At 72.0% G+C, this 21064-nt stretch carries 20 protein-coding genes; 10 read left to right on the top strand and 10 right to left on the bottom strand.

The window, feature by feature from the left end; genetic code table 11:
• Positions 1–13 precede the first annotated feature (13 nt).
• The gene (locus tag P3T37_RS24965; RefSeq protein WP_280726072.1) at positions 14–1216 is read left to right on the top strand and encodes a hypothetical protein; all 1203 of its coding nucleotides are present in this window, start codon (positions 14–16) and stop codon (positions 1214–1216) included.
• Positions 1217–1227: 11 nt separating this feature from the next.
• Here the strand turns inward: P3T37_RS24965 and P3T37_RS24960 are convergent, their stop codons facing one another.
• Positions 1228–1623, bottom strand: a complete 396-nt coding sequence (locus P3T37_RS24960) for a cupin domain-containing protein (protein WP_280726071.1) — start codon at positions 1621–1623, stop codon at positions 1228–1230.
• A gap of 52 nt (positions 1624–1675) precedes the next feature.
• On the opposite strand from P3T37_RS24960, the gene P3T37_RS24955 reads away from it, so the two are divergent.
• From P3T37_RS24955 to P3T37_RS24940, 4 genes are all read left to right on the top strand, one after another.
• Positions 1676–2674, top strand: coding sequence for a helix-turn-helix domain-containing protein (locus P3T37_RS24955; protein ID WP_280726070.1), 999 nt, complete (start codon positions 1676–1678; stop codon positions 2672–2674).
• A gap of 224 nt (positions 2675–2898) precedes the next feature.
• Positions 2899–3348 (top strand): molybdopterin-dependent oxidoreductase, encoded by a 450-nt coding sequence (locus tag P3T37_RS24950; RefSeq protein WP_280726069.1) that lies wholly within the window; start codon positions 2899–2901, stop codon positions 3346–3348.
• Positions 3349–3530: 182 nt separating this feature from the next.
• The gene (locus P3T37_RS24945; RefSeq protein ID WP_280726068.1) at positions 3531–4787 is read left to right on the top strand and encodes a hypothetical protein; all 1257 of its coding nucleotides are present in this window, start codon (positions 3531–3533) and stop codon (positions 4785–4787) included.
• Complete coding sequence (locus P3T37_RS24940; protein WP_280726067.1) at positions 4759–5529, top strand: hypothetical protein; 771 nt, start codon at positions 4759–4761, stop codon at positions 5527–5529. The genes P3T37_RS24945 and P3T37_RS24940 overlap by 29 nt, the downstream gene beginning before the upstream one ends.
• Before the next feature lie 2 nt (positions 5530–5531).
• Here the strand turns inward: P3T37_RS24940 and P3T37_RS24935 are convergent, their stop codons facing one another.
• The 3 genes from P3T37_RS24935 to P3T37_RS24925 form a co-directional block, all read right to left on the bottom strand.
• Positions 5532–6425, bottom strand: a complete 894-nt coding sequence (locus P3T37_RS24935; protein ID WP_280726066.1) for a LysR family transcriptional regulator — start codon at positions 6423–6425, stop codon at positions 5532–5534.
• Positions 6426–6617: 192 nt separating this feature from the next.
• Positions 6618–7154: a PadR family transcriptional regulator gene (locus tag P3T37_RS24930; protein WP_280726065.1), complete on the bottom strand. Its 537-nt coding sequence runs from the start codon at positions 7152–7154 to the stop codon at positions 6618–6620.
• 43 nt (positions 7155–7197) lie between these two features.
• Entirely contained in the window at positions 7198–9219 is a 2022-nt protein-coding gene (locus P3T37_RS24925; RefSeq protein ID WP_280726064.1) for an NADPH-dependent 2,4-dienoyl-CoA reductase, read from the bottom strand.
• A gap of 175 nt (positions 9220–9394) precedes the next feature.
• Here P3T37_RS24925 and P3T37_RS24920 point away from each other — a divergent pair, with 175 nt between their 5' ends.
• Positions 9395–10753: a protein kinase gene (locus P3T37_RS24920; protein WP_280726063.1), complete on the top strand. Its 1359-nt coding sequence runs from the start codon at positions 9395–9397 to the stop codon at positions 10751–10753.
• 74 nt (positions 10754–10827) lie between these two features.
• On the top strand, positions 10828–11556 hold the full coding sequence (locus P3T37_RS24915) for a rhomboid-like protein (RefSeq protein ID WP_280726062.1): 729 nt from the start codon (positions 10828–10830) through the stop codon (positions 11554–11556).
• Between the two features lie 161 nt (positions 11557–11717).
• On the opposite strand, the gene P3T37_RS24910 is transcribed toward P3T37_RS24915, so the two are convergent.
• Complete coding sequence (locus P3T37_RS24910) at positions 11718–12371, bottom strand: alpha-ketoglutarate-dependent dioxygenase AlkB (RefSeq protein WP_280726061.1); 654 nt, start codon at positions 12369–12371, stop codon at positions 11718–11720.
• A gap of 202 nt (positions 12372–12573) precedes the next feature.
• Here P3T37_RS24910 and P3T37_RS24905 point away from each other — a divergent pair, with 202 nt between their 5' ends.
• Positions 12574–13875: a helix-turn-helix transcriptional regulator gene (locus P3T37_RS24905; protein WP_280726060.1), complete on the top strand. Its 1302-nt coding sequence runs from the start codon at positions 12574–12576 to the stop codon at positions 13873–13875.
• 195 nt (positions 13876–14070) lie between these two features.
• Positions 14071–15975, top strand: a complete 1905-nt coding sequence (locus P3T37_RS24900) for an AfsR/SARP family transcriptional regulator (protein ID WP_280726059.1) — start codon at positions 14071–14073, stop codon at positions 15973–15975.
• A 274-nt stretch (positions 15976–16249) separates the two neighbouring features.
• Here P3T37_RS24900 and P3T37_RS24895 read toward each other — a convergent pair whose 3' ends face one another.
• From P3T37_RS24895 to P3T37_RS24885, 3 genes are all read right to left on the bottom strand, one after another.
• Positions 16250–16663 (bottom strand): cupredoxin domain-containing protein, encoded by a 414-nt coding sequence (locus tag P3T37_RS24895; protein WP_280726058.1) that lies wholly within the window; start codon positions 16661–16663, stop codon positions 16250–16252.
• A gap of 104 nt (positions 16664–16767) precedes the next feature.
• Positions 16768–17574 (bottom strand): ferritin-like domain-containing protein, encoded by an 807-nt coding sequence (locus P3T37_RS24890; protein WP_280726057.1) that lies wholly within the window; start codon positions 17572–17574, stop codon positions 16768–16770.
• Positions 17571–18497 carry a ferritin-like domain-containing protein gene (locus tag P3T37_RS24885; RefSeq protein WP_280726056.1) on the bottom strand — a complete coding sequence of 309 codons (927 nt, stop codon included), beginning with the start codon at positions 18495–18497 and terminating at the stop codon, positions 17571–17573. The genes P3T37_RS24890 and P3T37_RS24885 overlap by 4 nt, the downstream gene beginning before the upstream one ends.
• A gap of 194 nt (positions 18498–18691) precedes the next feature.
• Here P3T37_RS24885 and P3T37_RS24880 point away from each other — a divergent pair, with 194 nt between their 5' ends.
• Positions 18692–19447, top strand: coding sequence for a DUF2470 domain-containing protein (locus P3T37_RS24880; protein WP_280726055.1), 756 nt, complete (start codon positions 18692–18694; stop codon positions 19445–19447).
• A gap of 42 nt (positions 19448–19489) precedes the next feature.
• Here the strand turns inward: P3T37_RS24880 and P3T37_RS24875 are convergent, their stop codons facing one another.
• Positions 19490–20218 (bottom strand): YcnI family protein, encoded by a 729-nt coding sequence (locus P3T37_RS24875; protein ID WP_280726054.1) that lies wholly within the window; start codon positions 20216–20218, stop codon positions 19490–19492.
• A 66-nt stretch (positions 20219–20284) separates the two neighbouring features.
• On the bottom strand, positions 20285–21013 hold the full coding sequence (locus P3T37_RS24870; RefSeq protein ID WP_280726053.1) for a hypothetical protein: 729 nt from the start codon (positions 21011–21013) through the stop codon (positions 20285–20287).
• Between the last annotated feature and the right edge of the window lie 51 nt (positions 21014–21064).

Genomic DNA, 21064 nt, shown 5'->3' with positions numbered 1-21064 from the left:
CGGGAGCCCTATCATGCCCTTTGACGACAACTTCTCTCAAGCACTGCGCGAAGCAGCCGAGTTGGCGCCCGAAATACCCATGGACACGCTGGTCGACGGCGCGCAGTCGCGCAGTCGCCGCCGCACCGTCCGACGGCGCACCGCGGTGGCCGCGAGCGCCGCCGGAGTGCTGCTCGCCGGTCTGGCTGTCACCCAACTACAGCCCAGTGGAAGCTCGTTGGCGACCAGCGACGGCCGCTCCAGCCAGATCACCGGGGCGTTCATGGACCGCACGTTCAAGTCCCTGCTGCCACCCGGCCGGGTCACCGAGGACCAGGGAGCCGGCATCGGCCAGGTGGACCCGCCCGGCGCCGGACCGCGGGCCACGCTCAAGTTCGACGACGGCCACGGCGCCGGCATGATCAACCTCTCCACCAACCGGGTCCCCGCACCGGTCGCCCGGGGCGCCCAGGACACCGAGTGCCCGGACCCGTTCACCAGCCCCGACGCCAACTGCGTGCGGACCGTCCGACCGGACGGCTCGATCCTGCTCGTCAACAAGCTCGCGCTTCGTCCCGGTGGCCCACTGACCTGGAACGTGACCTGGACCGGCACCGACGGCCGGCAGATACGGATCGACGAGTACAACTCGGTCACCGCCGCTCCCCCGACCACCCGGCCGGAGCCGCCGCTGAGCATCGAGCAGGTGACCGCCATCGAGACCAGCAGCGCCTGGGACCCCGTCTTCGAGCAGTTCGCCGCCCCGGCCAGCGGGGCACCCTCCCCCGGCACGCACGTCGCGCCACCCGCCGAGGTCATCGCCACCGCCGCCGCCCTGCTCCCGACCGGCGCCCAGCACAGCACCAGCACCGACGGGCAGACGTCGCCCGACACGGCCCACTTCACGGTCACCCTGGGCGGACACACCAGCGTGCTGCAGGTCACCGTCTACCCGAACTGGGACCAGGGCGGCAACGTCGCCCCCCACACCGTCTTCGAGGACAGCGCCAACGGTGGACCGCTGACCCGCACCCCGAACGGCACCGAGGTGCTCGCCCGCACGAGCGGAGCCGGCAGCACCCTCCACCTGATGGTCGACACCCTCCACCCGGACGGCACGCGAGTGACCGTCACCGAATGGAACGACCCCAAGGGCCACCAACCAGCAGGCGACCCACTGGCGTTGACACTCGACCAGCTGACCACCCTTGCCACCGGCAGCACTTGGCAGCAGTGAGGGCCGCTCGCTCAGGCGCCGAGCGCGTGCCCGATCGTCGCGTCCACGTGCCCCGGGATCTCCTCGTGACGATCACCGACGGTCGGCGTCCCGGTGGGCTCGAACATCAGGATGGCGGCGCCGGACGGCGCGTACGGCCGGTGCTCGGTCCCGCGGGGGACGGTGAACACCGCCCCCCGCGGCAGCCGGACCGTGCGCTCGCCGGCGGGCTCCCGCAGGGAGATGTGCAACTCCCCCTCCAGGACCAGGAAGAACTCGTCGGTGTCATCGTGGGCGTGCCAGAGGTGTTCGCCCTCGACCTTGGCGATCCGGACGTCGTAGTCGTTGACGCGCGTGACGATGCGGGGGCTCCACAGGGCGTCGAAGGAGGCCAGTGCGCTGCTCAGGAGGATCGGTTCGCTGCTCATGCGCCCATCCTCCGCCGTCTCGTCCGGCCGGCGTGAGTGCTAGGAATTGCACATGCCGAAAGAATCATCGCACGTCGCCTCGCAGGTAGCCTCGCAGGTGCACCGGGTCGTCGTGATCGTGGACGAGAACTCCAACCCCTTCGAACTCGGCTGCGCCACCGAGGTCTTCGGCCTGCGCCGACCCGAGATCGGCCGCGACCTCTACGACTTCCGGCTCTGCTCCCCCGAGCCCCGCACCCTGATGCGCGACGGCTTCTTCACCCTCACCGGAGTCGCCGAGCTGGAGGCGGCCGACACCGCCGACACCCTGATCGTCCCCAACCGCCCGGACGTCGACGTACCCCGCCGCCCGGCCGTCCTCGACGCCGTCCGGCGGGCGCACGCACGCGGCGCGCGCCTGGTCGGCTTCTGCAGCGGCGCCTTCACACTGGCCGAGGCGGGCGTCCTCGACGGGCGCCGGGCCACCGCGCACTGGCAGTGGGCGGACGCCTTCCGGGCCCGCTTCCCCGCCGTCCGACTCGAATCCGACGTGCTGTTCGTGGACGACGGCGACATCCTCACCGCAGCGGGCAGCGCGGCCGCCCTCGATCTCGGCCTCCACCTGGTCCGCCGCGACCACGGCGCGGAGATCGCCAACACGGTCAGCCGGCGCCTGGTCTTCGCCGCCCACCGGGACGGCGGACAACGCCAGTTCGTGGAACGCCCGATGCCCGACCTCCCCGACGAGTCCCTCGCCCCCGTCCTGGCCTGGGCCCAGGAACACCTCGACCAACCCCTCACCGTGGCCGACCTCGCCTCCCGCGCAGCCGTCAGCCCGGCCACCCTCCACCGCCGCTTCCGCGCCCAGCTCGACACCACCCCCCTGACCTGGCTCACCGCCCAACGTCTCACCCTGGCCCGCCGCCTGATCGAACGCGGCGAACCCAGCCTCACCCTGGTAGCCCGCCAAAGCGGCCTCGGCACCCCCACCAACCTCCGCACCCTCCTCCGCCGCGAAACCGGCATCACCCCCACCGCCTACCGCCACCGCTTCGGCCCGGCGGCGAACTAGCCGAGCCGACAATCACCCAGGTTGCACCCGGTGGTCCGGCACCACGCGCCCTTGGTGCAGCAACGGAGCACGCCGGAGTCGAGCCGCAGATGCGAGGGTGAAGGCAGAGAATCATCGCATCTGCCAGTGAAATTTGGATTTCACGCGGCACGTGCGAGTGTCGCGCGTGCCACTCGGGTACCACCTTCCCGGGCCACACAGCGCGGCCCGGGAAAGGAACGCCGATGCCCCGATCCGCCGCCACCCTGCTGCTGCACGGCCACCTGGACGAGCCGACCGAACTGACGGTGGACCAGCTCCGCGATCTCCCCGCGCATCGGGTGGAGGTGAGCTTCGACTGCCTGACGAGCGGTGAGCAGCGGCACGGCTTCGAGGGGCCGAAGCTCTGGGACGTGCTGCGGGCGGCCCGGCCGCAGATCGACTTCAGCGGGCGCAAGCAGCGCCTGCGCTACCTGCTCAGGATCACCGGGGCGGACGGCCACTGCGTGGTGCTGTCCTGGGCCGAGATCGACCCGGAGTTCGGCGGGCAGCAGGTGCTGCTCGCGACCAGCATCGACGGCGCGCCGCTGGACGAGAGCGGACCGCAGCTGGTGGTACCCGCCGACGCCTGCGGCGCGCGGTACGTCACCGGCATCACCCAGCTGTGGGTCGGGCCGGTGGAGGGCTGGTCCTAGCCGGCGGCAACTGCGGTCAGCCAGAACCCGTTGCCCGCTGTCGAGCCCCGTGAGAGCATCAGGGTTCAATTGGTCCGCCTCCTTTCGTTCACGCCTCGCAACGCGAATGAAAGGGTGCGGGCCGTTGCCATGTCCACAGCCTGAGAAATCCACCATGATCTGCGAACGGCAGGTACCGTTTGATGCACACACCAGAGCTGGCAGAATCCTTCATCGAGGATGCGGGCAACATCTTGGTTGCGCCTTCGATGGTGCAGGACAATGACCTGATCAGGGACTTCTTCGGCTCCACGATCACGCCGGAGGAGCTGGCTTCCGGTTCTCCCGACCTCGCGCAGAAGACCGTCTACCTGTGTGGCGATGTGTCCGGGATCAGCGGCAGCCACCTGCATGCGGCTGCCCGGGTCTTCGTTGTCCGGGAGCTGTCACACGGTTACCATGAGGGCGTCGACAAGCCTTGGACCCTCATCGACATCGGCCGAGTTCCCATCCGCGTACACGGCGCCGGCGTGTACTACCGCCGCTTTTTCGGTCTCGGCGCCGATCACTTCGGGCAGATCCGTGCGGAGCACGAGTTCCAGTCCCTGACGGAGTCCACCAAGCCTGGAACGGCTCATCGCAGCGGGATCTATCTGACGCCCGTCACACAAAACGGTGACGAACTGCACTTCCGCCTGCTTCGGTGCTCCACGAATCTCTCGGGGCCGACCGAGAGCTTTGGCCCGACCGACACGGGCATCGTCGACGCGTTGAACCGCGAGGCCGCCGGCGTCTTCCGGAACCAGGCACCGCTGAATCACGTCCTCGCGCAGATCTACCACAACACCCTTGCCACGGCCGAGCGCAAGCAGTCCAAGGCCAAGATCTCGGCCCATGCCGACAAGACCAAGGACATGCCCGCCAACGGCATCATGGCCTTCTGCACCTTCTATGACGGGCTCGACAAGCTGCAGCCCCTGGCCGAAGACGCCTTCGACTACGGTGTGAAGAGTGCCGGCGGGAAGGGTGCCAGCGGGCTGACCAAACTCCACTTCCGCCTCAAGGAGCGGACCGGGGAAACCGACGGACTCGCGCTCCCCCCGCAGTTCACCGTGACCCTCTACCCCGGCTCCGTGTTCTTCATGCCGCTGTCCACCAACCGCCTGTATTCGCACGAGATCCGACCCTCGACGTTGGACGCCGAGTTGCTCCCGACCCGCCTGGGATACGTGGTGCGCTGTTCGAGCACCGAAGCCGTTCACAAGGACGGTCACACATTCCTCAAAATGGCCGGAGATCTGGTGAAGCTGGGGCCACCCACACCGGACGGCATGGACGAGCTGCGCAGGCTGTACGCCGAGGAGAACAGGACCTCGTCCTTCATTGACTACGGCGACGAATTCCTCTTCAGCATGAACACGGGAGACTACGTTGCCCCTCGGCTCCAGGATCTCGGATGAGATCCTCTCGTTCACTCTGCCGACCGAGGAGAATCTCTTCGCGGAGCTGTCCGCGTCGGCTCGTCTGGAAGACGTGGGAAAAGGCCGGCGAGGCGCCGTGCTCACCAGGATCGACGAGGCGGGTGACGCTCCCCTCGTGCGTACCACCACCCGGTACAGCAGCCCGACGCAGCGTTTCGGGGCGGTGCACGAACGGCTGGCGCAACAGATCCAGGAACGTTTGGCACCTTCGGTCGACTTCAACAACGCTCTCATCGAGAGTTACACGAACGCTTACACGACCATGGGCAGCCATTCCGACCAAGCCCTCGATCTGGCCGACGAGTCGTTCATCGCCGTCTTCTCCTGCTACCAGCATCCCGAAGCGAGTCCGCCGAGGAAGCTGATCTTCGAGTCAAAGGGGACCGGTGGCGAGAGGTTCGAGATCCCCCTCGCCCACAACAGTATCGTGGCGTTTTCTGTCGACTCGAATCGGCGACTCAGGCACAAAATCGTCCTGGACCCGCCCGTCCGGACGACGGACAACCAGTGGTTGGGCGTGACCTTTCGAACGTCGAAAACCTTCGTTCGGTTTCGCGACGGACATGCCTACCTCCCGCAGGGTGCGCGCCTCACGTCGGCCGACGATGAGCAGAGGCGCGAGTTCTACCAACTGCGGCGCCGTGAGAACAACGAAACGGACTTCGCCTACCCCCTGCTGACGTGCACCATCAGCGAGAGCGATCTGATGCCGCCCGTCTGACCTCAGGACGAGCAGCGCAGACTGTCGGCCACGGTGTCGGCGAACTCCCGGGTCAGCGGGCTGAGGGCGTCCCACTGGCGGACGGCCCAGCCGGCGGCCAGCGGGGCCAGCATCGGGATCGGGATCAGGCGCAGCGGGCCGGGGACGGCAGTGGACCAGCCGGGCAGGGCCGGGACCACGGCGTGGCCGAGGCCCAGTTCGGCCAGCAGGATCGCGGTGTCCCAGTCGGCGACGCTCGTGGTGGAGGCCAACTCGATGGCATCACGGGCGAGTTGTTCGTCGAGGCGAGCACGGGAGATCGAGTTCGCGGGGAGCTGGATGAGCTGGATCTGCGCCAGGTCCGCCGCCTCGATGCTGGTCCTGGCCGCCAGCGGGTCGTCCGCGCGGACGGCGAGGACCCAGGGCAGTTCCATCACGGGCCGTTGCTCGATGCCGCGCGCGGGGGCTCCGATGGTGACCCAGGCGAGGTCGGCGGCGTTGGCGGCGAGCGCCTCGAAGCACCGGCGGCTGGAGTTCTCGGTGCGGAACTCCAGTGTGACGTTGGGGTGTTGACGCCGGAATCCGACGACGGCGTCCGCCATGAAATGGCGCACGGTGATCGCGCCGGTGGCGATCCGGACGGTGCCGGTGTCGCCCTGCTTCAGGTCGCGGAGTTGGCGCAGCGCGTGGTCGAGGTGGCCGATGCCCTGCGCGGCGGCCTGGTGCAGGATGCGGCCGGCCTGGGTGGGGGCGACGCCGCGCGGCTGCCGCTCCAGCAGAGTCAGCCCGAGTTCGGCTTCGAGTCGTTTGACGTGCTGGCTGACGGCCGACTGGGTGCGCGAGAGGTCGCGGGCCACGGCGCTCAGGTTGCCGCTCTCGCAGGCGGCGACGAAGACACGAAGATCGTCGAGAGTCATGGCACCAAACTAGAGCAGCACCCGAGGCAGCACCCAAGGTATGTCTTGGGTTGCTGGTAGGAAACCGGAGGATTGACTTGGATTTCCCTGCTGCACGACGATCGAGGGGTACCGAGGCGGCAACCCGTCCGGGGTCGCATCGGGGTTCCGGACACCGAGGCAGCCGCGGACGGGTGTCGACCCCAAAAAAACCTAAAGCGGATCAGCGGCCAGTTCGGCGCGGGCCTCGGTGAGCCAGTCGATCCAGGTGGCCTCCAGGCCGATCCCGGCGCGCAGCACCAGGTGGTGCAGGCGGTTCTCGCCGTCCGCCTTCCCGGCCGGGAAGTCACGCTCCTCGATCGCCGCGTAGTCGGCCAACTGTCGCCGGTGCAGCTCCAGATGGCGCTCCAGCTCGGCGTCGAGCCCGGCCGTGCCGACCACCGCGGCCGCCCGCAGGCGCAGCAGCAGCGCGTCGCGCACCGGCTTGGGGTCCTGGCGCTCGGCGACCCAGCCGGCCAGCTCCTCGCGGCCGGCCGGCAGCACCTCGTACTCCTTCTTCTGGCCCCGGGCGGGCGGTCCGGGAACCGCCCGGATCAGCCCGCCCTGCTCCAACTTCGCCAGCTCGCGGTAGATCTGCTGGTGGGTGGCGGACCAGAAGAAGCCGATCGACTTGTCGAACCGCCGCGTCAGTTCCAGCCCCGAGGAGGGTCGTTCGAGCAGGGCGGTGAGGATGGCGTGCGGGAGCGACATGAGAAGGATCCTAGGCCGCCCCCGGAACCTGAACAGCCGAAGCTCAGAGAGCAGCCGCCAGTTCGGTGCCCTGCCGGATGGCCCGCTTGGCGTCCAGTTCGGCGGCCACGTCGGCGCCGCCGATCAGGTGCGGCGTGCGTCCGGCGGCCAGCAGCGCCTCGTACAGGTCGCGCCGGGGCTCCTGGCCCGTGCACAGGACGACGGTGTCGACGGCCAGCACCTGCCGCTCGCCGTCCACGCTCAGGTGCAGGCCCTCGTCGTCGATGCGGTGGTAGGTGGCGCCCGCGACCATGGTGACGCCGCGGTGCTTGAGCTCGGTGCGGTGGATCCAGCCGGTGGTCTTGCCCAGGCCGGCGCCGACCTTGCTGGCCTTGCGCTGCAACAGGTGGACGGCACGCGGCGACGGGCTGCGCTCGGGCTTGCGCAGGCCGCCGGGGGTGCTGTGCTCGGGGTCGATGCCCCACTGCTGGTAGAAGACCGGCGGGTTGAGGCTGGCCGCGTCGCCCGGGTCGGTGAGGAACTCCGCGACGTCGAAGCCGATGCCGCCCGCGCCCAGGATGGCGACCCGCGGGCCGACCTCGGCCTTGTCGCGCAGCACGTCGAGGTAGCTGACCACGCTGGGGTGGTCCTCGCCCTCGATGCCGGGAGCCCGCGGGGTGACACCGGTGGCGAGCACGATCTCCTCGAATTCCGAGCTGGTCAGCAGCGAGGCGGTGACGGCGGTGCCGAGCCGGACGTCCACGCCGTACTGCTCCAGCTGGTAGCGGTAGTAGCGCAGCGTCTCGTCGAACTCCTCCTTGCCGGGGACCCTGCGGGCGACGTTCAGCTGCCCGCCGATCTCCTCGGCGGCGTCGAAGAGCGTGACGCTGTGGCCGCGTTCGGCGGCCGTGACCGCGAAGGCGAGTCCGGCGGGGCCCGCACCGACCACCGCGACGCGCTTGCGGCGCCGGGTCGGCGTCAGGAGGAGTTCGGTCTCGTGGCAGGCCCGCGGGTTGACCAGGCAGGAGGTGATCTGGCCGCTGAAGGTGTGGTCCAGGCAGGCCTGGTTGCAGCCGATGCAGGTGTTGATGCCGGCGGACCGACCGTCCGCGGACTTGGCGACGAAGTCGGGGTCGGCCAGCAGCGGACGGGCCAGCGAGACCAGGTCCGCGCAGCCGTCGGCGAGCAACTGCTCGGCCAGTTCGGGGGTGTTGATCCGGTTGCTGGTCACCAGCGGGATGCCGACCGCGCCCATCACCTTCTTGGTGACCCAGGCCCAGGCGCCGCGCGGGACCGAGGTCGCGATGGTCGGGATCCGCGCCTCGTGCCAGCCGATGCCGGTGTTGATGATGGTGGCGCCGGCGGCCTCGATCTCCCGGGCCAGCGTGACCACCTCCTCCAGGGTGGAGCCGCCGGGGATCAGGTCGAGCATGGAGAGGCGGTAGATCAGGATGAAGTCCGCGCCGACCCGCTCGCGCACCCGGCGGACGATCTCGACGGGGAAGCGGATCCGGTTGCGGTACTCGCCGCCCCAGCGGTCCTCGCGCCGGTTGGTGGGGGCGGCGATGAACTCGTTGATCAGGTAGCCCTCGGAGCCCATGATCTCCACGCCGTCGTAGCCGGCCTGCCGGGCGAGCTGCGCGGTCCGCGCGAAGTCCTCGATGGTCTGCTCGATCTCCTCCTCGGTCAGCTCGTGCGGGACGAACGGGCTGATCGGGGCCTGGATCGCGCTGGGCGCCACCAGCTCGGGGTGGTAGGCGTAGCGGCCGAAGTGCAGGATCTGCATCGCGATCCGGCCGCCCTCGCGGTGCACGGCGGCGGTGACGGTCGCGTGCTGCGCGACCTCCTCCTCGGTGGTCAGCTTGGCGCCGCCGGACCACGGCTTGCCCTGCTCGTTGGGGGCGATCCCGCCGGTGACGATGAGGCCCACCCCGCCGCGCGCCCGGGCGGCGTAGAACTCCGCCATCCGCTCGAAGCCCTGCGGGGCCTCCTCCAGGCCGACGTGCATCGAGCCCATCAGCACCCGGTTGGGAAGCGTGGTGAAGCCCAGGTCGAGCGGGCTCAACAGGTGGGGGTACTCGCTCATCAGGGGCTCCTCGGACGCGGACGCAGACGGTTACCCCACGGTAGGCCGCCGGGATGATCCTCTGCAACTAGTTGCATAAGAAATGCCGCTACCCAGCTGCCGCTCCCGGTCCACAGGGAATCCACAAGAACAGCCGCTATCGTCCCCCCCGGCCGGACATGAGGAGTGGTGACAGGTGCACGGACGGGCGCTGAACGGGCGTTACGAGCTGGTCGAGATACTCGGCGTCGGCGGGATGGCCACCGTGTGGCGGGGCCTGGACCACGTGCTCGGGCGCCAGGTCGCGGTGAAGGTACTGAACGGCGGACTGGCCGACGACCCGCGCTTCGCCGAACGGTTCCAGCGCGAGGCGCAGCACGCCGCGATGCTCACCCACCCGGGCATCGCGATGGTCTTCGACTCGGGCGTCGACCAGGGCTCGCCGTACATCGTCATGGAGCTGATCAACGGGCAGCCGCTCAGCCGGCTGACCACCGGGACCGCCGGCCTGCCGGTCGAACAGGCGGTGGCGATCGCCGCCGCGGTCTGCGAGGCGCTGGGCGTCGCGCACGAGGCCGGGCTGGTGCACCGGGACGTCAAACCCGCCAACATCATGATCACCGACGACGACGCCGTGAAGGTCGTCGACTTCGGCATCGCCCGGGCCGGCTCCTCCGGCAGCCAACTCACCCAGACCGCCACGGTGCTCGGCACCGCCGCCTACCTCTCCCCCGAGCAGGCCACCGCCAAGCCGCTGGACGGCCGGTCCGACCTCTACGCGCTGGGCTGCGTCCTGGTGGAGATGCTGACCGGGGAGCCGCCGTTCAGCGCGGAGACGGCGGTCGCCGTCGCCTTCAAGCACGTCTCCGAACCGCCCGCCCCGGTCACCGACCGGCGCCCGGAGGTCCCGCCCGCGCTGGACGCGGTGGTGCGGCGGCTGCTCGCCAAGGACCCGGACGATCGGCCCGCCGACGCGGCCGCCGCCAGAGTGGAGCTGCTCGCCGCACTGGCGGCCCCCACCCGGCAGCTCGATCTCACCCCCACCCCCACCCCCACCCCCGCCGCCGCATCCGCCCCCGCGCGCAGGCGCCGTTCGCGCCCGCTCGCGTACGGAGCCGTCGGGCTGGGCGCGGTCGTCGCGATCACCGCGATCACCGCGTTCGTGCTGGACCGGCCCGCCCCGCAGCCGAGCGCAGCACGTAGCGGCACGTCGGCGACCACCGTGTCCGCCGTGGACAGCACCGACAAGCAGAGCCCGGCCGTCGGCCTCCAGCAGCTGCGCGCCGAGGTCGGCCCGGCGCAGCTGCCCGCCGACCGCCGTCAGACGCTGCTCAAGTCCCTCGACAACGCCTCCGCCGCGCTGGCCCAGGGCCACCCGCTGCTCGCCGAGCCGCCGCTGCAGAATGCACAGGACGTGGTACGCGAACTCGTGAAGAAGCGGATCGGCGACGCGACCACCGAGCAGACCTGGCTGCGGCGGCTCGGCGTGCTGACCACCGCCGTGCACCGGGACGGCAGCCTGCCCGTCCAGCCCGCCGCTACCCCGAACGGGTGAGGGTGACCACCGCCGACCTGGGCGGATCCGCCGAAGCGTTCGGCCGGGGGCCGCACGTCACTACGCTCGAATCCGTGACGGCAGGCAGTACGGAAGCGACGGCGGGCGACAGCATGAAGGACCGCGGCGCGGTGAGGACCGACGACCGCCCCGACCCGGGACGACCGGCGCCGGAGCGCGGACCCGTGCACCGGCTGGTGCGGCTGCTGCGAGTGCTGCCCCGCCGCCTCCCACTCACCACGGGGTACGTCCTGGTGCTGACGCTGGTGGCCTGGTGGCTGGCCGGTCAGAGCCGGCGGGGCCGGGCCAGCTTCATCCGGCACAACAGCAGCAACGTGCACCACATGGAGGTCGGCAAGTGGTGGACGCTGTTCACCAGCGGCCTGGTGGTGGACGGGGTGCCCGCCTGGGTCGGCATCGCGGCGGTGGCCGCGGTGGTCGGGCTCGCCGAGTGGCGCTGGGGCGCGGCCCGGGCGGGCGCGGTCTTCGTCTTCGGGCACCTGGGCGCCACCCTGCTCACCGAGGGCTCGATGTGGGTGATGCTCGCCACCGGCATCCCGGGCGCGCTGTCGCACGCGCGTGACGTCGGCATCAGCTACGGCCTGGTGGCCACCGCCGGCTGCCTACTAGCGCTCGGCCCCCGCCCGGCGCGGCGCTACGGATTGCCCGCGCTCGCGCTGGCGCTGGCCGTCACCTGGGGGTTGGACCAGGGGCTGGCGGACGCCGGGCATCTCATCGCCCTGGGCCTGGGCGTGCTCGCCTCCCGCTCCACCCTGTTCCGTCCCGCGCCCGCACGGCGCTAGTGCCGCGTCAGGCAACCTTCGCCCCGTCGCGACGCCCGGCACGCACTCTCGCCGCACCGGACGAAAGCCCAAGTACGTCCAGTACGAGGACTTCCGCCCGGCACGCCGAGAGCACGCACCGGACGCCGCTCCTCGCCGGGCAAAGGTTGCCTGACGCGGCACTAGAGACCGGTGACCCGCAGCGTGAGGTTGAGGCGGCCGGAGGTCAGGCCGCAGTCGGGGTCGCCGGTTCCCGGGAGGACCCGCGGGACGCCGTGGTAGGCGAAGCGGGACGGGCCGCCGAAGACGAACAGGTCGCCCGAGGCGAGTTCGAGGTCGGTGTACGGCTTGTTGCGGTTCGTGGTGTTGCCGAAGCGGAACACGCAGCTGTCGCCGATGCTCAGTGAGACGACCGGCGCGCCGGACTTCTCGTCCTTGTCCTGGTGCATGCCCATCCGGGCCTGGTCGTCGTAGAAGTTGATCAGCGCGGTGTCGGGGGTGTAGCCGTCGCCGGCCGCCGGGTCCAGGTACGCGTCCACCAGGGCGCGTCGGCCCAGCTCGGCCAGCCAGTCGGGGAAGTCGGCCACTCGGGCGCCGTTCACGTCGCCGGCGGTCCGGGTGTAGCGGTAGGGCTGCCAGTGCCAGCCGAGGCACACCGTTCGCACCGACATCACCCCGCCGCCCGGCAGGGCGGTGTGCCGGATCGGCACCGGCCCGGTGGCCCAGGCACGGCAGGCCGCGACCAGCTCCCGCTGCCGTTCCGGGGACAGCCACCCGGGAACGTGCACCGCGCCGGGCGCGAGCACCAGCCGCGGGCGCGGGATGAGCGCGGACATCAGGACACCTCCGTCACGACGGTCACACCCGCAAGGGTAGGTCGGACCGTGCCCCGCACCCCTATATTGACCACACATCGTCAGGCATCGGCCGCCGGCCGTCCGTCGAAGCGCTGCCCAGCAGCAGGGCGTCGACGGCGGTCGCGGACGGGGACGGTACAAATGGCGGTGCACCCACCCCGTGAGCAAGACAGGAGGCTCAATGGCCCGCAGACCACGGCCGATCGATCCGACCGACGGTCCGTTGCCGGCGTTCGCGTACGACCTCCGGACCGTGCGCGAGGAGGCCGGGAACCCGACCTACCGCGCACTCGCCGGACTGGCCGGGTTCAGCGCCACGACGCTGAGCGACGCCGCCGGCGGTGTGCGGCAGCCGAGCCTTGAGGTGACGCTCGCTTACGTCGGCGCGTGCGGCGGCGACGTGACGCTCTGGGAGAGCCGCTGGCGCGAGCTCGACCGCCTGCTGGCGAGCGAGCGCGAGCAGCCCGCGGACGCACCCGAGGCCGAGGCCGAGCCCATACCCGAGGCCGAGCCGGCCGCGGCGATACCCGTAGCCGCACCGGTCACCGAGCCCGACCCCCAGCCGAAAGCCCAGGAGTCCGCGAACGGCGTCTTCCGGATCGAGTCGCCCGTCGGCAACGACGACGAGAAGCCCGCGGCCCGGACCGGACGCCGCCGCTGGGCGCCGTGGGCCGCGGTCGCCGCCGTGGTCCTCCTGGTGGCCTCCGCCCTGGTGATCGGACGGCTGCCCGGCAAGGCGCACCCGGCCCCGGCCCGGGCCACCAAGGCCGCCACCCCCGCCGTACCCTGCCCGGTGTCCACCCCGGCCCCCGGCGCCTTCAGCGGCTCCACCTACACGATCAAGACCAACGTCCGGGCCGGAGCCAACCTGAACGCGGCCGTGGTCCAGGAGGTACCGATCGGCTGCACGCTGTACTTCAGCGGCTACTGCCTCGGCGATGTCGCGGTGGACGCGTTCCAGGGCGACGCGGACATGCGCTGGCTGGAGCTGACCGGCGGCGGGGTGGTCGCCTCGGCGGTCATCCACGGCAACCCGCCCAGCAGCATGGCGCCGACCCCGTGCACCGACAGCGTCCCGACACCCACGACGCTCTCGCTCGCCGTGAACCCCGGGCAGGACGGCGATCCCGACACGGTCGACCTGCTCGCCACCGGGCCGCACCTGTGGATCGCGGGCTTCGCCGCCTACTACGCGTCCACGGGCGGCGGGTCGGACACCGCACCGCAGTGGCACCAGCTCGGCTTCACCGACAAGACCGTCCTGTCGGCGGAGTGGCGCTTCGGCCCGCTGCGCGGCGACCCGGCCAACCCGGGTCCGATCCCAGTGGTGGCGGTCTCCTGCATGGCCGGGCAGGCGCCGAACGACGTCATCGACGCCCGGCTGTTCCAGCCCACCGCGCCGACCGCCTCGCAGCCGACGACGCTGAGCCCGGCCGACCGGGTCAAGGCCGAGCAGACCGCCTGCGGCTACTTCCGCCCCTAGGAGGCCTAGGAGGCCGTCACTCTGCGCGGTCGAGCGACCACGCAACTCCCCGCTTTGTCCGAAGTTGATTGACCGATCCGCTCGAACCGTCCCGGACAACGTTCCCCGGGATACAACAGAAGCGCAGATCGGAGGCCCTGTCACGGGTTGTCCGGTCGTGGAGTCCGGTCGATCGACGGAGAGAGGGAAGCGCGGATGGAGTTCGGCATCCTCGGCCCACTGCTGGTCCGGGACGACGCCGGGAGGACCTGCGTCGTCCCGGCGGCCAAGCAGCGCGTCCTGCTGGCCGCTCTGCTGGTGCGGCCAGGGCAGCTGACGCCGGTGGAGCTGCTGGCCGAGGTGGTCTGGGACGGCCGACCGCCGCGCAGTGCGGCGGCGGCCCTGCGCAACTACGTGATGCGGCTGCGCCAGGCGCTGGGCGCGGCCGGGGAGCGGATCGAGACCCGGGCCGGCGGCTACCTGATCCGGGTCGAGCCCGGCGAGCTGGACGTCCAGCGCTTCGCGGCGCTGCGCGACCAGGGCGCCGCGGCGCTGCGCCGGGGCGCGTTCGAGCAGGCCGGCGCCCGGCTGGACGAGGCCCTCGGCCTCTGGCGCGGCGCCGCCCTGGTGGACGTGCCCTCGGACCTGCTGCAACGCGAGGAGGCCGAGCGGCTCGCCGAGCAGCGGCTGCACACCGTCGAGTCGAAGCTGGAGGCCGAGCTGCGGCTGGGCCGCCGGTCGGTGGTGCCGGAGCTGCGCGCGCTGACGGCCGCGCACCCGGGGCGCGAGCGCTTCTGGGCGCAGCTGATGACCGCGCTGTACCGCGACGGCCGCCAGTCGGAGGCGCTGACCGCCTACCAGCAGGTGCGCCGGATCCTGGCCGAGGAGATCGGCGTCGAGCCCGGCTCCGAACTGCGCGACGTCCACCAGCGGATCCTGTGCGCCGATCCCGTCCTTGACGAGCCGGTGGTCGAGGAGCCGCCGGCCGCCGCCGCCGAGCCTGATCGCTTCGCGGCGCCGCTGGTGACGCCGTTCCAGCTCCCACCGGACCTGGCCGACTTCACCGGCCGCGCCGCCGAGCTGGCCGAGCTGACGGCCCGGCTGACGGCGAGCGGCCGGACGGCCCCGTTCGTCGCGGTGCTCTCCGGACAGCCCGGGGTGGGCAAGAGCGCGCTCGCCGGGCACGTCGCGCACGCCGTCCGCGCCGGGTTCCCCGACGGCGTCCTCTTCGCCGACCTGCACGGCGCCGACGGCGTCCCGGCGCTGCCGTGCAGCGTGCTCGGCAGCTTCCTGCTCGCGCTCGGCGTCCCGCTCCAGGCGCTGCCGGCCGGCCTCGACGCGCGTACCGCGCTCTACCGGTCCGTGCTGGCCGAGCGGCGGGTGCTGGTGGTGCTGGACAACGCGTGGGACAGCGTCCAGGTCCGTCCGCTGCTGCCCGCCGACCCGGCCGGCGCCGCGCTGGTCACCAGCCGCACCCGGCTGGTCGACCTGGTCGGCGCGCAGCCCGTCGAGCTGGCGCTGCCGTGTGCCGACGAGGCGGTCGAGCTGTTCGGCCGGGCCCTCGGCGCATCTCGGGTCGCGGCCGAGCCCGCGGCGGCGGCCGAGCTGGCGGCCGCCTGCGGACGGCTGCCGCTGGCGCTGCGGATCTGCGCCGCCCGGCTGGTCGCCCGGCCGTCCTGGGAGATCCGCCATCTCGCCGACCGGCTGGCCGACGCGTACCGGCTCTTCGACGAGCTGCGGGTCGGCAGCCTCGACGTCCGGGCCGGCTTCGCGCTCAGCCACGACGCCCTCGCCCCGGCGGCCGCCCGCGCCTTCCGGCTGCTCTCCCTGCCGGACGGGCCGACGCTGGACGTGGAGGGCGCGGCCCGGGTGCTGGAGACCGGACCGGGATACTGCGAACAGCTGCTCGAAGAGCTGGTCGACGCCCACCTGCTGACCTCCACGGCGCCCGGACGGTACGGGTACGACAGCCTGCTGCGCGCGTTCGCGCGCGAGCAGAGCCTGCTCCTGGACGGCGAGCAGGACCGGGCCCGGGCCCTGGGCCGGGCGCTGCCGGTCCGGCTCGCCCTGGTGCCCAGTCAGCGGACCGGCGGTTGGTCACCGCTTCTGGCTGCTCGTTGACCCGCCCGTCGGAACCGTCCAGCTGCTGTCCCGGGCCCGCAGTGCTGCGCGCATCATTTCCCAACCTCGGCATTCCGCAGGTCATGGGCTTGTTCCGCGGCCGAATACCGACCCCTGTACGGCATTCGGGTCCGCGGTCAAGATCCCGTCGGTGACAGCGCGGGACGGTGGTCCCGTTGCGCTGTCTCCGCCATCGTGCCGGGTGCCGGTATCGCGGCCGTCTCAGCTCCGTATCGCGGGGTATCGGGCGCGTCACGGCACTTCACCGTCGGGGTCACTTCACCGTCAGGGTGCCCTTCATGAACGGGTGGATGGTGCAGTTGTACGGGTAGCTGCCCGCGGCGGCGGGGGCGGTGACGGTCGCGGACTTGCCGGGGTCGATGGGTCCAGTGTCGAAGGCCTTGGCGCCGGTGGCGGTGAAGGTGTGCGCGGTGGAGTCGTCGTTGGTGACGGTGATCGTGGTGCCGGGCGCGACGGTGAGGTTGGCGGGACTGAAGGCGAAGTTCTTGATGGTGACGGTCGAGCCGCCCGCAGCAGGGGAGGACGCGGGCTCGGAGGACGCGGACGCGGAGGGTGACGCCGGGGCCGGGGTGCTGCTGGAACTGGAGCAGCCCGCGAGACTCAGCAGCGCGAACGCGGCGCCGGCCGCCAGGATGCTGCGCCGAGGACGGATGAGGGTCAGGGACATCGGCTGCGGCCTTTCGGAGATCGCCCTGGCGGGGCCGGGACCGGGAGGGGGTATCCGGTACCGACCCCGCCAGGGAGTACGGAGGGTGCGTCGGACAGGGTGCGTCAGACGGTGAGCAGGCTCGGGCTGGCGGCCTTGTCGACGGGCAGGAAGTCGTCCGGGACGGGGTACTGGCCGAGCACGTAGTTGAGGATCGCGGCGTGCATCGCCTCGACCGGGGCGATGCTCGCCGCGGTCTGGATGCCGGCCGGGCTGGTGACGTTGTAGGTCGCGAAGAGGTACGTCTGCGCGGCCTGGTCCTCCAGCGACAGCGCCAGCTTGGCGACCGTGGTCACGTCGGTGGCGGCGCTCAGCGCCTGGAGCGTCTGGGCCTGGTTGGAGAGCGGCACGTCGGTGATCGCGGGCTTGCCCGCACCCGTGAGGACCGCGTTCCAGGCCTTGGCGTGGTCGGCGTGCTGGGCCATCGCGGTGGTGACGAAGTTCGCCACCGCCGGCGGCACCGTGCCGAGCTTGCCGGCCGTCGCCGCGTCCAGCGTCGCCTTGTAGGCGACAACCGCCTGGTTCTCCAGGGCGGTGGCCAGCGCGACGACCTGGAGGTCGCCGGTGTACTGGCCGCCCGAGGCCGAGGGCGAGCCCGACGGGGGCACCGACGAGTCGGACTTGGCGCCGCTGGAGCAGGCGGCCAGCACGAGGGCCGCGGTGGCACCGCCGGCGCCGAGCAGGAAGCGCCGGCGGCCGGCGTCGGCGGCCCGGCCGCTGCCGCGGCCGGCCCGGATCTCCTCGGCGAGGTCGCGTGCGCCGGCCCGCATCGCAGGCAGCGTCTCCTGGTGGGCCTGCTCCATCTCCCTGGTGAGTGAGGAGAGTTCGCGTTCGCTGATCGGCAGCTCCCAGCTGCCCCGGCGAGTGGTCACTGAACGGCCCCTTCGCTGATCGGCGACGCCGACGTGGTCTTGTAGAACGCGTCCGGGAATCCGACGCTGCCCGCGGCCGCGGGCAGCTTGGCCGGGTCGACCGGAATCGTGACCAGATCCGCCGCGTTGCCGGCCAGCAGCGCCTGGACGGCCAGCAGGACGGCCCGGTGCTGGGCCTCCACCGGGGCAACCGAGGCGAACAGCTTGCGCAGGTCGCCGTTGCTGACCTGGCCGACGTTGGCGGTGTAGGTCTGGGCGGCCACGTCCTCCAGCGAGATGGCCAGCTTGACCACGTCCGCCGGGGTCTTGATGGTCGGCAGCGCCTGGTCGACGATCGCCTTGTACTTCGGGTCGGGGTTGTTCTGCGCCTTGCCGCCGGCCTGGACCGCGGCGGCGTTGAACGCCTGCGCGTGCGCCTGGTGCTGCTGGGTGGTCTTGGTGATGAAGGCCACCACCGTCTTGTTGCCGTCCACGATGAACGGCAGCCCGGCGGCGGTCTGGTAGACGCTCACCGCCAGGTTCTCCAGCGACGCCGCGGTCTGCAGCGCCATGATGTCGTTCGCCACCGAGAAGACCGCCGAGCCGGAGGCCGAGGCCGAGCCCGAGGCCGAACTCGACGGCGAGGTCAGTGCGGAGGCCGAGGCCGACTCCGACGCGGACGGCGAGACCAGCCCGGAGGCCGACTCCGACGCGGACGCAGAGGGCGAGGCCGCCAGGGCGCGCGAGGTGCCCAGCAGCGCCGCCATCCCGGCCATGCCCGCCAAGGTGCCGCCGCGCTGCCACCAGCGGGCGGGGCGCGGCTGCGCGGACTGGGCGAAGTCCGCCAGCGCGCGGTGCGTGATCCGCACCGCGTCGCTGTTCAAATCCTCTGACTGCTCGGTCAGTTCTTCGAGCAATCGGGTGTCGATGCGCTCTCGGCCCATCGCTCCCCATCTCTTCCGGTGCCCGTCCTCTGTACGGGCATGTCTGCGCAGCATTCGGCGCCGGACACCCACCGGATGGCCCCGCTCACCCGTTTGTCCGTCAGGTTCATCCTCACGAGTGAAAGGCGGGGTTCTTGGCCGACGGCCATTCAGGGGGATAAGGTTAGCCTTACCTAACTTACTGGAGGGCCGGTATGCATCCCACGAACACCCGAGCGTTCGGGCCGACCGACGCCGAACAGGTGCGCAGCATCCTGCACGCCGCCACCTCGCTGACGGTGACCACGGATGCGGGTCGGCACGAGCTCTACGGCTCACGGCTGCTCACTTTCGGGCCCGGCCCCCGGCGCGGACTCGACCACGGCATGCGACTCGCGGTGCCGGCCGGCAGCCGGCTCGCCGACGAGGCGTCGGCCGCCGCCGCCGGCGTACCCGCCCTCCTCGAATGGACCGACGTCGCCCCGACCGCCGTGCGCGCCCGGATCCGCGGTCGACTGCGCCTGGCCGCCCGGCTCGGACGACCCGAGCCGGCCGCCTCGGACGACCTGACCAGCGTGCTGCTGGAGCCGAGCCACGCCCTGCTCGGCACCTCCTGCGGCGACTCCCCCGTCGACCTGCACGCCATCGCCCGGGCCGAGGCGGACCCGCTGGCCGCCCACGAGGCCGCGCTGCTGACCCACCTGACGGACGACCACGAGGACTACGTGGCCGCGCTCAGCCGCCTGGTGGACGCCCACCTGCTGGTCGGCGTCACCCGGGTGCTGCCGCTCGCGGTCGACCGCCACGGCCTCGTGCTGCGCCTCGAGTACCTGCACGCGCACCGCGACGTCCGGCTGCTCTTCGACGAGCCGCTGCTGGACGTCGAGCACGTGGGGCACCGGATCCACGCCCTGCTCACCGCAGCCAACCCGCGCACCCACCGGCCGCGGCTGCACACTCATCCCCGCTGACCGGGTCCGGGAGGCGGCTGGCCTCCCGGACCCGGCGCGGCGTCACTCCGCGGTACCGCCCGAGCCGTTGCCGGCCGCGGGGCGGCGGCGCAGACCGAGCCACGCCCCCGTCGCCACGCCGAGGACGCCGACCACGATGCCGGCCACGCCCAGTGCCCGGGCCGTCGAGTCGTCGGCGGCGCTCTTGGTCGTGGTCGTGGCAGCCGGAGTGGCGTCGCCGTCCGGTACGGCGGCGGTCAGCTTGAGGGTCGGCGCCGGGTGCTCGGGCTCCGGCTGGCCGGGCTGGGTGGTGTCGATCCAGCGGACCACGTTCCCGTTGGAGTAGGTCTGCAGCGCCTTGAAGACCAACTGGTCGGTGCCGGTCGGCAGCTGACCGAAGTCCACGGTGAAGTCCTGGTAGTGGCCGGGCGCGATCGTCCCGCCGGTCCAGGTCACCTGGGAGACGACGTCGGTGATGGTGCCGTCGTCGGTCTTGATCGGGGTGGCGAGCTTGGTGGTCACGATCTGGTCGGTCCAACCCGGCACCGGCGCGATCAGCGCCGAGGCGATCGGGTGGTCGGTCGGGAAGTAGAGCTCGACCTTGTTCGTGCTGGCGGTGTCGTCCTCGTTCGGCACCCGGAACGCGAAGGACTGGTCCGAGGCGCCCTGGGGGGCGGCGGACGGCTGCACGGTGACGTGCGCCGAGGCCGGGCCGGCCACCAGCAGGACGGTGGCGCAGGCCAGCGCGGAGAGCGCGGCGGCACGGCGCGGCAGGCGGGTCTTCTGGGACATCGGTGTGTTCTCCATCGGAGCGGGGCACGCGTCGGCGACTGCCGAACGGTGCCCGGTGGCAGGGGGTTAGTGGTACGCCCCTGCCGGCGGCCCGCGCCGGATCACCGAGTGCCGCAGCAGCAGCGGGGTCGGCAGTCGGTGCGCGCCGTCGTCGTCCCAGCCCGCCGGAAGCCTCCGGGCCGCGGGCGCGGCCAACGCACCCGGACGGGCGGCGGCCAGCAGCAGCGCACTGCCGACCGCGGCGGTGCAGGCCCGGGCGGCGGCGTCCGCCGCCTTGGCGGTCATCCGCACCAGCCGCCAGATCGCGGCCTCGCCGCGCCGCAGCCACCAGCCCGCTGCCAGGGCGGCCAGCAGGTGGGCGGCCAGCATCTGCGCACTCATCCCCAGCAGCGCCGCATGCGCGTGCGAGGGCTCGGGCGGCGCCATGCCCGGCATCGCCGCCATGCCTGCCATGCCGGGCATGGCCGGGGTGCCGGGCGCGGCGGGCTGCGCGAGCTGGAAGAGCAGGTGCAGCGCCGCCTGTGCGCCGAGGAGTCCGACGCAGAGCGCCCGGAGCGAGCGCTCCCGCCCGGCCGCTGCGGTCGCCATCGCGCAGATCGCCAGCCAGCCGAGCAGCAGCGCGGGCAGCGGCAGCGCACCACCCGAGGCGAAGACGTGTCCGGCCGCCGACAGCACCACGCACACCGTCGCGAACGGCACGGCCCGCAACACGCGCAGGCCGAGACCGGCCCGCGCCGGCAGCGGCGCAGCCGTGGCGGAAGCAGCAGGGGCGGGGGCGAGAGCGGCGGCAGGCATGGCGGAGACATGATGCCATCCGAGCTCTCACGGCCCACCCGGGGATGCCAA

It is taken from the genome of Kitasatospora sp. MAA4 (assembly GCF_029893355.1).
Classification (GTDB): domain Bacteria; phylum Actinomycetota; class Actinomycetes; order Streptomycetales; family Streptomycetaceae; genus Kitasatospora.
Note: the sequence above shows the minus strand (reverse complement) of the source record. Positions and strands in the feature narration are given on the sequence as shown.

Bases quoted from the DNA above. Each gene is read 5' to 3' on its own strand.
- P3T37_RS24965 (WP_280726072.1), top strand. From the start codon at position 14: ATGCCCTTTGACGACAACTTCTCTCAAGCACTGCGCGAAGCAGCCGAG.
- P3T37_RS24900 (WP_280726059.1), top strand. From the start codon at position 14,071: ATGGAGTTCGGCATCCTCGGCCCACTGCTGGTCCGGGACGACGCCGGG.
- P3T37_RS24875 (WP_280726054.1), bottom strand. From the start codon at position 20,218: ATGTCCCAGAAGACCCGCCTGCCGCGCCGTGCCGCCGCGCTCTCCGCG.
- P3T37_RS24895 (WP_280726058.1), bottom strand. From the start codon at position 16,663: ATGTCCCTGACCCTCATCCGTCCTCGGCGCAGCATCCTGGCGGCCGGC.
- P3T37_RS24870 (WP_280726053.1), bottom strand. From the start codon at position 21,013: ATGCCTGCCGCCGCTCTCGCCCCCGCCCCTGCTGCTTCCGCCACGGCT.
- P3T37_RS24950 (WP_280726069.1), top strand. From the start codon at position 2,899: ATGCCCCGATCCGCCGCCACCCTGCTGCTGCACGGCCACCTGGACGAG.
- P3T37_RS24945 (WP_280726068.1), top strand. From the start codon at position 3,531: ATGCACACACCAGAGCTGGCAGAATCCTTCATCGAGGATGCGGGCAAC.
- P3T37_RS24930 (WP_280726065.1), bottom strand. From the start codon at position 7,154: ATGTCGCTCCCGCACGCCATCCTCACCGCCCTGCTCGAACGACCCTCC.
- P3T37_RS24935 (WP_280726066.1), bottom strand. From the start codon at position 6,425: ATGACTCTCGACGATCTTCGTGTCTTCGTCGCCGCCTGCGAGAGCGGC.
- P3T37_RS24880 (WP_280726055.1), top strand. From the start codon at position 18,692: ATGCATCCCACGAACACCCGAGCGTTCGGGCCGACCGACGCCGAACAG.
- P3T37_RS24960 (WP_280726071.1), bottom strand. From the start codon at position 1,623: ATGAGCAGCGAACCGATCCTCCTGAGCAGCGCACTGGCCTCCTTCGAC.
- P3T37_RS24910 (WP_280726061.1), bottom strand. From the start codon at position 12,371: ATGTCCGCGCTCATCCCGCGCCCGCGGCTGGTGCTCGCGCCCGGCGCG.
- P3T37_RS24885 (WP_280726056.1), bottom strand. From the start codon at position 18,497: ATGGGCCGAGAGCGCATCGACACCCGATTGCTCGAAGAACTGACCGAG.
- P3T37_RS24925 (WP_280726064.1), bottom strand. From the start codon at position 9,219: ATGAGCGAGTACCCCCACCTGTTGAGCCCGCTCGACCTGGGCTTCACC.
- P3T37_RS24955 (WP_280726070.1), top strand. From the start codon at position 1,676: ATGCCGAAAGAATCATCGCACGTCGCCTCGCAGGTAGCCTCGCAGGTG.
- P3T37_RS24905 (WP_280726060.1), top strand. From the start codon at position 12,574: ATGGCCCGCAGACCACGGCCGATCGATCCGACCGACGGTCCGTTGCCG.